This is a genomic window from Salinimicrobium sediminis (genome assembly GCF_900215295.1).
Taxonomy (GTDB): domain Bacteria; phylum Bacteroidota; class Bacteroidia; order Flavobacteriales; family Flavobacteriaceae; genus Salinimicrobium; species Salinimicrobium sediminis.
On sequence record NZ_OCMF01000002.1, the window covers coordinates 384,599 to 396,940 of the forward strand.

Genomic DNA, 12,342 nt, shown 5'->3' on the forward strand with positions numbered 1-12,342 from the left:
TAATAGTTAGAATGGTTAATTAAAAAGGTGGAAGCTTTGCAGCTTCCACCTAGTTCTATTATTCACATCCAAAACGGAAATGTTCATACTCTACATCGTCGTCTCCGGAGAAGTTAGCCATAATATCGGCTCTGCTTAAGCTTCCGGAAATCGTCATTGGAGCAACATCTCCGTAAGCATCTGCTTCTCCAGTCCAATCCAGAAGGGTAAGAGTATAATCGATATAATCCTCGTTATCTCCATACTCATCAAGGTTTGGAAGTGCAAAACAAAGTGCATCTGCATAAAGATCTCCATCTTCGTTTCTTCCCACATTATTTTCTACACCTTCATATAGAATTTCTCCGTCAATAGAAAGGGTGACAGCATATCTCGCAGGATAGTGACGCCCGTCTGGAGAACAATAGTTAGCAAAGAAGCAGAATTCAAATGCTTCATTAATATCCAATTCAAAGAATTGATATCCATACTCGTTCACATCACGATTATCATAACATAGAACAGAAACATCAACATATTTTTTCACTCCGGCACCAAGTGCAATATCCATTGGTAGAGAGTTGTTTACAAATTCTGCTAAAGCACCTCCTTTTGGAGCTAACCAAAGCAAGGTTCCATCTGCACTGTAAACAGAAAAATGGGTTAAAGAATAATTACCTGGAGTTAGTTCCAAAGCGGCATCTTCTTCAGTAAAAACCTGTCCTGAAACAAGATTTACTCTATAAGGATTATCTGCAGTTCCTACTACAGCATTTTCACCCTGCATAAGCACTATTTCGACATAAGCAGCTTCCTCATCTGAACAGTCGGGCATATCTTCAATAGCCGATTGACGATTTGTGTTTTTTGCTGTCAGATCCTGTACAATAGCACCAAAAGAAAGGGTCGCTTTGTCGGAATCTGTAGTTGTAGATGAACTGTCGTCCTTACTACATGAAGTAAATAGCATGGCGAAAACTGCCACGAAGCTCAGGTAAAATTTAATGGTTTTCATAATAAATTTGGTTATTGATTAATAATTGAATGGTTAATAAATATGAATGGTTAATAAATACTATTTAAAAAAAGGCCGGATAAACCGGGTCCATCCGGCCTCATAAACTATTTAGTGAAGGTTAGCTACTTCACCACACGCAGTTGGCATGGTAGCAACATACTCTTCTCCTACGTACATTCCATGTACAACTACAGCCAGGTTCTCCCAGTTGAAGTCGGCTCCATTTAGATCAAATGTTCTCTGATAGGTATAGAATCCAGCAGCATTTGCCATTGGGAAAGTACCGTCTTCATTATCCAAGGCTAATTTCACACCTCCATAATATGGAAGGCCTTCAACAAGACTTATATATCCGTCATTATTTGCATCTGCACTCGCAGGAGGACAGGTCGCATTTGCTCCGCTATCCAAACCATGGATATGTTGTGGGTGTGTCATATCTGGAGTAACTCCTGCTGCAAGAACAGTAGCCTTTAGAATATCTCCATCCAATTCCAAATAAGTTAGTGCTACAGATTTGCTTCCGTTTATTGGATATGCGCAAGTCTTGTAATATTCGGTATCAGATTCAGGATCTTCAAAAATTGGAGTGGAATCATCGCCACATCCTTCACCTTCTCTAAAGTGGTAGTAATCCAGGTTGTCTTCTCCATCAAAGAAGTTTCTCACGATGTTATCATTGATCACACCTCTACGAATTACTCTTTCAGTTACATCTCCATATTCTTCTGAAGATCTAAGGGTGATCTCAAAATAATATTCATCAAGTCCTTCTGTATCAGGAAGTGCAAAACACAATGGATCTGCATAGAAATCTCCGTTGTCATAATATCCGGTTGTATTGGATACATTGGTGTACAATGCAGTACCTGAAGCATTAGTTCCAGACCATACGCTCACGCTATATTCAGCAGGATAGTGACGTCCGGATGGTGGGCAATAGTTACCAAATACGCAGAATTCAATAGCTTTATTGGTGTCAATATCAAAGAATAGATACCCATATTCCACTACATCTCTGTCATCATAACATAGTACTGAAACATCTACATATTTTTTAACCCCTGCACCTAATTCAATAGATAAGGGAAGTGGATTTTCTATGAACTCTGCAAGAACTCCTCCTCGTGGTGCAACCCATAACAGGTTACCGGCGGAGTCATATACCATAAAGTGTTCAAGAGAATAAGTTCCTGGTTCAAGTTCCAGTTCAGGAACTTCTTCAGTAAATACCTGGCCGTTTACAAGATCAACTCTAAAAGGATCTTCGGTAGTTCCAACTACAGCGGTGGCACCTTCATAAAGTGCAATTTCCACATAAGCTGCGGTAGCACCATCTGTACATTCAGGTAAATCATCTGTACTGGATTGTTTGTTATTGGATTTGGCAAGATCATTTAAAATAGCTCCAAATGAGAGAGTAGCTTTGTCCGTATCATTTGATACGAGATTGTCTTCTTCTTTACTACATGAAGTAAAGACCATTGCTAAAACAGCAACGTAGCATAAGTAGTACGAAATTCTTTTCATAGTGGTTTGGTTTTAATTAATTAATATTTAGAATGGTTAATAAATACTTGGTTAGCCTCAGTAGTGGGCAGTTTAATATACCGCCCCGGTTTCCCGGGACGGTTTTAAAATTATAATTGATTAGTCACCGCATACTTCGGCGTGAACGATTACATATACAGGATCCCATCCGTTTACGCTATATACATCATCGTCATCATCCAGGTCAAATTGTCCTGGTGCACGGCTATCTGGCCAGTCAGATCCCACATAAATATGGGTATCGTTTATGGTTACACCGTCATTAAGTACAATGTCAACTTCAAGGTTGCCTCCTTCTAAAGTGAGTACAACGTGACCGGCTTCCCAACCTTTAGAAATGTCATTTTGACCGGCTCCTGCATAGAATGGGATTTCCCAAACTCCATCAGCTTCAGCTGCTATGTCGGCTGCAGTAATTTCAAGACCCCAACCCCAGTTATTACCTGGATAGTCAAGACTGTTCAATTCAACATCTCCAAACATGTAAGCTGTTTCACATCCTTCCCCTACTGGATTGTCCTCACAGTCATTGTCTGGATCGTAAGGGCATGGATCGTCATTGTTTGGAAGACAATCTCCGTCGTCATCCATATCTGCAGGAGTGTTTGGACACTCATCACAACCATCTGGGATTCCATCGCCATCGGCATCGGCGTTATCGTCAAAACCTGGACAAATATCATCGTCATTTGGCACTCCGTCATTGTCATCATCCGGTGGAGTAGTTCCATCACATCCGAATCTGATGTGTTCGTAGTTCACGTTGTCATCTCCATCGAAATTAGCTTCAACTTCATTACGGCTTAAGCTGCCTGTAATAACAGTACCCGGTCCATCATAAACTCCATCCCAATCCAATAATGTAATGGTATAATCAAGATATTCTTCATCATCTCCATACTGTGGAAGATCTGGAAGAGCAAAACAAATTGGTCTTGCATAATTATCACCCGCAGCGTTTACACCTACTTCATTAATGTTCTCTGCAGCTGTATAGATTACAGTTCCGTCAATAGAGAATTCTACTGAGAATCTGGCTGGGAAGTGTCTTCCTTCCGGAGTACAATAGTTCGCAAAGAAGCAAAACTCAAATGCTCTGGTAGTGTCGAACTCAAAGAATAAATATCCGTATTCGTTAACATCTCTGTCATCATAACAAACAACAGAAACATCTACATACTTTTTAACTCCTGCACCAAGATTGATACTCAATGGAAGTGGAGCATCAACAAATTCAGCAAGAACACCTCCTTTTGGAGCTATCCAGGTTAGATTACCGGCTGCATCATATACAGCAAAATGCTCCAGAGAGTAAGTTCCGGGATCAAGTTCCAAAGCCGGATCTTCTTCTGTAAATACCTGTCCGCTCACAAGATCAACTCGGTAAGGTGCATCTCCACCTACAATATACTCGTCCCCTTGCATTAGTACAATTTCTACGTAAGCAGGAGCAGCATCTGAACATTCAGGCAAATCGGAAAGATCTGATTGTTTGTTGGTGGACTGGCTAGCAAGATCAGCCACTATCGCACCAAAGGATAGAGTAGCCTTTTCAGTGGTGGGATCCACCCCTGTCTCTTCCTTGCTACAGGAAGAGAATAGCAGCGCGAAAACCGCTAGACCTGCCAGGTAATTTTTGAAATTTTTCATAATTAAAAGGTTTTTGATTAATAAATACTTAGAATGGTTAATAAATACTTAGAATGGTTAATAAATTTGCCTTTAGGTTATTTTTACAGCAAATGGGACACTTAATTTTAAGATTCCCCCTTCAATGTAGGATTTCTCTTATCCTGCCACAATAGGGGAAAACCCTGCTTTTCCTCATATTTCTATCATTTTATGGTTAAGTGCATATATGATGCTCTCGAGAATAGTTCCCGAGTGGGTCCGTCGTACAATATTTGCCCTGTGCTTTTCAATGGTCTTAGCCGAAATACACAGAGCTTCAGAAATTTCCTTGGTTTTATATCCTTTACATAAAAGGGAGATGATCTCTTTTTCTCTTTTAGTAAAAGCCTGTTCTTCAGTAATATGGTTTTTGGAAAAATAAGTTTCAGTTTCGGGGGAAGAAGTACCTACTTCTGCTTTTAAAGGAAAGTCATTACCGGTAAAGTTGATCATCATGATTAATTGACCACATAAAGATTTATCCAATTTTGAAAAAGTAATCTTCGCTTCTCTCAATTTCTCCTTCATGAGCAGAGTTGTCTTGGTAGTAGCTTTCATATGTTTACCTTTCACAAACTTCTTAAGGGTTTCCTTTACTTTTAGTTTATTCTTTTCAACTACCAGATCAGATAATCTAATTTGCTGCCTGCCGGTAATAAAAAAGTCATTTTTAAAGGAATCATTCATTGCCACGATCTTTTCGTCCTGCAATAGAATCACGGGGTGGTCCAATAGATTGAATAACCCCATAAAAGAGTCTTTCCAATAATTGGTAAGACATCGTTTTAATTGAATCCTTTCTTCGATCTCTTCTATGATTTGATAATAGGATCCTTTATCATAAATGATCCCATCTACCAGCTCCTTAAAGTTTTTATCCAAAGATTTTTTATTCTCCTGGTCCCCAAAAAGAAAGAGGAAAGATTTATTTAAAAAATGAGTGGATTTAAATTTCTCCAGGTTCTTAAGACTTTCAAGTCCTAAAGAAGAGTAATCTATCAGAATAACATCCGGGAGCATGTTAAGAGCCAAAGGATAACCTGCATGTACACTACCAACTATTGTGGTATCGAAATCATTGATAGCTTCTGTTTGAACGCTCTCGGAAAAATCCTGATTTTTGGTAATTAGTAGAAGTAGTTTCTTTTCCATATTCTTACAAGCTATTTTTGGGTTTTTCTCTTAAATCGATTTCAACCTCAAATTTCGGCTCATCCCTTATTTCAAGAGTAAAGATAGATAAGCATGTTTAAAAGTAATCCTAAACTTGTGTGGTATTCTTCTGACTTCTAAATAGTTAAAATCTGTTTTTTCCTACAGAATTATGTTTAATTAACCAAAATTTAATCTTCGAGGAGCATTTTTGGGAAAACCTTTGACAGAAAAATTTTAGCATTTGTAAGATAACCGGGGTCCATTTGTAAGAAGGTTATCTGCTTTATTAATTACTGCAGTTTCAGTACCTTTGCCCCCTTGCAAAAATTTTATGGCAGTAACAGAAGAATACATTGATATTTTAGGTGCCCGGGTACATAATCTCAAGAACATTGATGTAAAAATTCCCAGGGAAAAGTTGGTTGTGATCACGGGCCTATCGGGTTCCGGAAAATCTTCTCTCGCCTTCGATACTATTTACGCCGAGGGTCAACGTCGATATATCGAAACTTTTTCAGCTTACGCAAGGCAATTCCTAGGAGGCCTGGAAAGACCAGATGTAGATAAAATCGACGGATTATCTCCTGTAATTGCCATTGAACAAAAGACTACCAGCAAAAGTCCGCGCAGTACGGTTGGAACGATTACCGAAATCTATGATTTCCTGCGTTTGCTATTTGCAAGAGCCGGTGATGCCTACAGTTATAATACCGGTGAAAAAATGGTAAGCTACAGCGATGAGCACATACAAGAGCTCATCCTGGAGACTTTCAGGGATAAAAAAGTCAATATTCTTGCTCCTGTCATCAGGTCCCGAAAAGGGCATTACAGAGAGCTTTTTGAACAAATAGCCAAACAGGGATTTGTAAAGGTAAGAGTTGATGGGGAAATAAGGGATATAGTAAAAGGAATGAAACTGGACCGCTATAAGGTTCATGATATTGAAATTGTTGTAGACCGAATTAAAATCTCTTCTCTGGAAGATACCGGAAAACGTTTAGCTGAAAGTATTAAGACCGCAATGTACCATGGGGAAGATGTGCTCATGATCATGGAACAGGATAGTGGAGAGATAAAATACTTCAGTCGAAACTTAATGTGTCCTTCCACCGGAATCTCCTACCCCACCCCGGAACCCAATAATTTCTCCTTTAACTCGCCCAAAGGTGCATGCCCTGTCTGTAATGGTATCGGCACCCTGCACAAGGTGAATGAAAAGAAGATCGTGCCTGATGCTTCTAAAAACATAAAAAAAGGAGCTCTTGCCCCTCATGGGCCTCAGAAAAAGAACTGGATCTTTAATCAGCTGGAATTAATAGCGGAACGTTTTGACTTCAGTCTTAATGATCCCTGGAAGGATATTCCTGAAGAAGCTGTGAAAATGATCCTTTATGGAGGAAAAGAAAAATTCACCAAAGAATCCAAAACTTTAGGCATTACCCGGGATTATAAAATAGATTTTGAAGGGGTGGCTACGTTTATCGAGGAGACCTATCACAAAAATGAATCTGCTTCCCTCCGTCGATGGGCTAAGGATTATATGGACAAGATCCTTTGTCCCGAATGTGAAGGCAGCCGACTACGAAAAGAGTCCTTATATTTTAAGATAAACGGAAAAAATATTGCTGAACTCGCCCAAAAGGATATTGTTGATCTTGCCAAATGGTTTGAGAAGCTGGAACCACAGCTTTCTGAAAAACAGAAGAAGATCGCTTCCGAAGTAATTAAAGAAATTAGTGTTCGCCTGCAATTCCTGGTGGATGTGGGCCTGAATTACCTGTCCCTTAACCGCGGCTCAAAAAGCCTCTCGGGTGGAGAGGCGCAGCGTATAAGATTAGCAACCCAAATTGGATCTCAACTGGTAGGAGTTCTGTATATCCTGGATGAACCAAGTATAGGGTTACATCAACGCGATAACGAAAAACTTATTAATTCTCTTGTTGCGCTTCGGGACCTTGGCAATTCAGTTATCGTGGTAGAACATGATAAGGACATGATCGAGCGGGCAGACCACGTTATTGACATAGGTCCGGAAGCCGGAAGACATGGAGGCGAAATCATTAGCCAAGGAACTCCGGCAGAAATTAAAACCCACAATACCATTACTGCCAATTATCTCAATGGCAGTATGGAGATCGAGGTCCCAAAAAAGCGTCGTAAAGGGAACGGCAAAAAAATAGAACTTAAAGGTGCCACCGGGAATAACCTAAAAAATGTCTCGGTTACTTTTCCCCTCGGAAAAATGATAGCGGTGACAGGAGTTTCCGGAAGCGGGAAATCTACCCTTATCAACGAGACCCTCTACCCCATCATGAATGCTCATTATTTCAATGGCGTAAAAAAACCGCAGCCTTACAAGAGCATCAAAGGCCTGGAGCATATTGATAAGGTCATTGATATCAATCAAACACCTATAGGTAGGACGCCAAGATCAAACCCTGCAACTTATACAGGAGTTTTTTCTGAAGTAAGGAATTTATTCACCAAAACTCCCGAAGCCATGATACGGGGTTATAAACCCGGTCGTTTTAGCTTCAACGTGAAAGGGGGAAGATGTGAAACTTGTAAAGGAGGCGGATTACGGGTGATCGAGATGAGCTTCTTGCCAGATGTTTATGTGGAATGTGAAACCTGTCAGGGAAAGCGCTTTAACAGGGAAACCCTTGAAATTAGGTATAAGGGTAAATCAATTTCAGATGTGCTGGACATGACCATCAATGAATCTGTTGTTTTCTTTGAAAATATTCCGAAGATTTACAGGAAGTTAAAAACCATACAGGATGTAGGTCTTGGTTACATCACATTAGGTCAACAAAGTACCACCCTTTCCGGAGGAGAAGCCCAGCGTATCAAACTCGCTACAGAACTTTCAAAAAGAGACACGGGAAACACTTTTTATATTCTTGATGAACCAACCACGGGTTTACATTTTGAAGACATCCGTGTTCTCATGGAGGTGCTTAATAAACTGGCAAACAAGGGGAACACCGTCCTTATTATAGAACACAACCTCGACGTCATCAAAATGGCCGATCATGTTATTGATATTGGCTACGAGGGAGGTAAGAACGGCGGAAAAGTTGTCGCTACGGGAACCCCCGAAGAGGTTGCAAAGGACAAAAAGAGCTACACTGCAGAATTCCTGCGAAAAGAACTAAATTAGCCGCAATTATATTTTTATGAGAACAGAGACAAGAAACAAAGGTTGGAATGAAATAAAAACAAATGACTCCTGGGCGATCTTTAAGATCATGGGAGAGTTTGTAAACGGTTATGAAAAATTAAGTCAAATTGGTCCCTGTGTTTCCATTTTTGGATCTGCACGTACCAAACCCGATCATAAATACTACAAGCTTACAGAGGAAGTAGCAAAAAAAATAGTAGAACATGGGTACGGTATCATTACCGGGGGTGGTCCCGGGGTGATGGAAGCCGGGAATAAAGGTGCCCATCTTGCCGGTGGTACCTCGGTTGGTCTCAACATACACCTTCCTTTTGAACAACATGACAACCCTTATATAGACAGTGATAAAAACATCAATTTTGACTACTTTTTTGTTAGGAAGGTAATGTTCGTAAAATATTCTCAGGGTTTTGTCGTCATGCCGGGAGGATTTGGAACTCTTGATGAACTTTTTGAAGCTATCACCCTAATACAAACCAATAAGATCGATAAGTTCCCCATAGTTTTGGTAGGAAGAGAATTTTGGAGCGGTTTGATCGATTGGGTCCGAACCACATTATTGGACAGCTTTCAGAATATTAGTGCAGGAGATATTGATATCCTGCAGGTGGTAGACACAGCCGAGGAAGTTATAGAGATCCTCGATAAATTCTATGACGAATATAATCTGAGTCCTAATTTCTAATTTAAGAATACCTGGAAATTATGCAACAGCCTTTTTTAAGGCTGTTTTCAATTATATCTTCCCAAAAACAGCTTCTTGACTATATTTTATATTTAAATTTTTCCTGCTAAATTATTACTAAAGAAAGCAGTAATCTGTATTGAAATAATATCTTGCAGCACAATTGAATATCAAGTTAAACCCTATCTGCCTAAAATTTAAGTTGAATAAAAACTTCCTTCTTTTATCCCTTTTAACATTCCTGTGCATTCCGCTATACGGGCAGCATAATGTTACTGTAAAAGCAGAACTTACGGATTCCGTAAAGTCCCTGTACATTCAGGAAAGCATTGAATATCGAAATTTAAGCCAGGACACTTTGCGGGAAATCTACCTTAGCGACTGGATAAATGCCTTTTCGGATACCCGAACTCCGCTGGCCCGACGTTTTTTTGAAGATTATGATCGCAGCTTTCATTTTGCACGGCAGGAAAAACGTGGTGCTACAACAATAAATTCCATTACCGGCGAATCTTTTGAGCCTATTAAATGGGAACGGGTTAAAGATCACCCCGATCTTATTAGGGTAATACCTCCCTCTCCTGTTGCTCCACGGGAAAAATACATCATCAATTTAAACTACAGCGTAAAATTACCCAGTGAAGAATTCACCAGGTATGGATACCAAAACAAGGGAGATTATAAGCTGAGATATTGGTTTATTGTTCCGGGAGTTTACCGGGATGGCTGGCAGGTTCACAGCCACAAGAACATGAGTGACCTTTTTATACCAAAACTGGAACTTGATATAAAATTGACAATCCCTCCAGGTCTTGCTCCTATTTCGGCCTTTGAAGTGGAAAGTATGGGGCTGGAAGATGGGAAGAAAGTGGTTCACCTAAAAGGAAATGAAAGAATAGATACTGAACTTCACCTGACAAAAGAGGTGATCTTTGATGATTTTCAGGTGGATAGTTTAAATGTTCTCACCAACATTGCCGATGACGGATTAAATCCTGTAATGAAATCCTTTTTTGTGACACGTGTCATAGAATTCCTTCAGGAGAACCTCGGGAGTTATCCGCACCCGTCCCTGCTGTCGACTCAGGAAGATTATGCTTCTAATCCCGTATATGGGCTTAACCAGCTACCGAAGTTTTTGCGTCCCTTTCCTGAAGGTTTTGGATATGAATTGAAGCAGTTAAAAACGCTTTCAGAAAACTACCTGGAAAACACTTTACTGCTAAATCCCAGGGAAGAAAAGTGGGTCTATGATGCAATCCAGATCTATCTTATGATGGAATATATCGAGGAATTTTACCCCGATCTTAAATTGCTTGGCAGCCTTAGCGATGTTTTCGGTGTCCGCTGGTTTCATGCTTCCACTCTTGACTTTAATGATAAATATGCGCTTATGTACCTTTTCATGGCGCGAAAGCACCTGGATCAACCGTTGACCACTCCGCAAGACTCGCTGATAAAATTTAATAAGACCATTGCGAATCCATTTAAGGCGGGCGTTGGGCTTAAATACCTTGACCAATTTTTAGAAGATAACACTGTTCCTTATTCCATCAAAGAATTTTATAACGAACATAAGCTGAAACCGGCAACTGCCTTAGATTTTCAAAAGGTGCTTACCAGGAATGCCGGTAAAGAAATCGGGTGGTTTTTTGATGAATACGTAGATTCCAATGCAAAACTGGATTTTAGAATCCGGACAGTTTCCAAAGAGGGAGATTCTCTTAGAATAACTATTAAGAATAAAACAGGAACTGAAGCTCCTGTACAGGTTTATGGCCTTAATGATAACCAGATCGTTTATAAGACCTGGGTGGAACATACCCAGGATGTGCGCACTGTCCATATCCCCTCAAAAAGGGTAAAAACCGTCGCTGTTAATTATGAAGGTATCGTCCCCGAAATCAACCAGAGAAACAACTATCGCACTGTTGGGGGTATTATGAACAAGCCGCTTCAGTTCAGATTGTTTAAAGATGTTGAAGATCCCAGGTATCAACAGATATTTTTTATGCCCGAATTTCAATACAACCTTTATGACGGGCTGGCATTAGGGCTAAAACTTTATAACAAGACTGTGCTGGACCGAAATTTCAACTACAATATTTCCCCTTACTATGGATCCAGAAGTAAAACTCTCGTGGGAAGTGCAGGATTATCGCACCAAATATTCTTTGAAGATGATAATCTCTACATGATCAACTACGGAATTAGCGGAAGTCGCTTTTCCTATGGCTATGATCTCATGTACCAGCGGTTAACACCGTTTTTGTCTCTTTATTTCCGGAATTCGTATATGAGAAATGCACGCACCGAAAGGATCCTTTTAAGAAATGTAAATGTTTATCGTGATGAAGACCCTGCTGTTCCTTTAGAAGTGCCAAATTATAGTGTTTTCAATATCAATTACAGTTACAGCAATCCCGGGTTGGTAACCCATTTAGCAGGTAGCGTTGATTTCCAGGTAGCAGAGCAGTTTAGCAAGTCCTCCATAACCGTGGATTACCGACACCTGCTGGAAAATGACCGGCAAATAAGTTTTCGCTTCTTTGGTGGCGCATTTATTTATAATGACATGCCCAATTCAGATTATTTTAGTTTTGCTCTCGACCGTCCTACAGATTATTTATTCGACTACAATTACTACGGAAGAAGTGAAACCAGTGGAGTATTCAGCCAACAGATCATTCTTGCTGAAGGGGGCTTCAAATCTATGTTAGAGCCTGAATTTGCAAACCAATGGATTACTACAGTCAATGGTAGCGTCACCCTTTGGAAATGGATTTATGCCTATAGCGATGTGGGGATGATAAAGAACAAGAATCATTCTGCAAAAGTCCTTTACGACTCAGGAATAAGGTTAAGTCTGGTCCAAAATTACTTTGAAGTATTTTTTCCAATTCATTCCAGTGACGGATGGGAATTTAATGACGGAAATTATGATCAAAAAATAAGATTTATAGCCACTCTTGATTTTCCCACTCTGGCGAAGTTATTTACAAGAAACTGGTTTTAGCCAAATAGGATTTTCCTTAGCAACCTGCACTAAAACGATTGCGCTTTAAAATATTCCTATTATTAAGCCTGTTTTGTTACGAA

7 protein-coding genes are annotated in these 12,342 nt (G+C 39.9%); 3 read left to right on the forward strand and 4 right to left on the reverse strand.

All coding sequences use genetic code 11. From position 1 onward, the window contains the following. Positions 1-58: 58 nt before the first annotated feature. From CRO16_RS09530 to CRO16_RS09545, 4 genes are all read right to left on the reverse strand, one after another. Complete coding sequence (locus CRO16_RS09530) at positions 59-994, reverse strand: hypothetical protein (RefSeq protein ID WP_097056150.1); 936 nt, start codon at positions 992-994, stop codon at positions 59-61. A 111-nt stretch (positions 995-1,105) separates the two neighbouring features. After that, entirely contained in the window at positions 1,106-2,527 is a 1,422-nt protein-coding gene (locus CRO16_RS09535; RefSeq protein ID WP_143544496.1) for a hypothetical protein, read from the reverse strand. A gap of 120 nt (positions 2,528-2,647) precedes the next feature. Then, positions 2,648-4,198, reverse strand: coding sequence for a hypothetical protein (locus CRO16_RS09540; RefSeq protein WP_097056152.1), 1,551 nt, complete (start codon positions 4,196-4,198; stop codon positions 2,648-2,650). A 174-nt stretch (positions 4,199-4,372) separates the two neighbouring features. Then, positions 4,373-5,371 carry a response regulator transcription factor gene (locus CRO16_RS09545; RefSeq protein WP_097056153.1) on the reverse strand — a complete coding sequence of 333 codons (999 nt, stop codon included), beginning with the start codon at positions 5,369-5,371 and terminating at the stop codon, positions 4,373-4,375. 334 nt (positions 5,372-5,705) lie between these two features. Between CRO16_RS09545 and uvrA the strand changes: the two genes are divergently transcribed. The 3 genes from uvrA to CRO16_RS09560 all read left to right on the forward strand — a co-directional run bounded on the left by uvrA (position 5,706) and on the right by CRO16_RS09560 (position 12,259). Continuing rightward, positions 5,706-8,537 carry an excinuclease ABC subunit UvrA gene (gene uvrA, locus CRO16_RS09550; protein WP_097056154.1) on the forward strand — a complete coding sequence of 944 codons (2,832 nt, stop codon included), beginning with the start codon at positions 5,706-5,708 and terminating at the stop codon, positions 8,535-8,537. Positions 8,538-8,553: 16 nt separating this feature from the next. Then, positions 8,554-9,243, forward strand: coding sequence for an LOG family protein (locus CRO16_RS09555; protein WP_097056155.1), 690 nt, complete (start codon positions 8,554-8,556; stop codon positions 9,241-9,243). A gap of 202 nt (positions 9,244-9,445) precedes the next feature. Beyond that, the gene (locus CRO16_RS09560; RefSeq protein WP_097056156.1) at positions 9,446-12,259 is read left to right on the forward strand and encodes a gluzincin family metallopeptidase; all 2,814 of its coding nucleotides are present in this window, start codon (positions 9,446-9,448) and stop codon (positions 12,257-12,259) included. Positions 12,260-12,342: the final 83 nt, after the last annotated feature.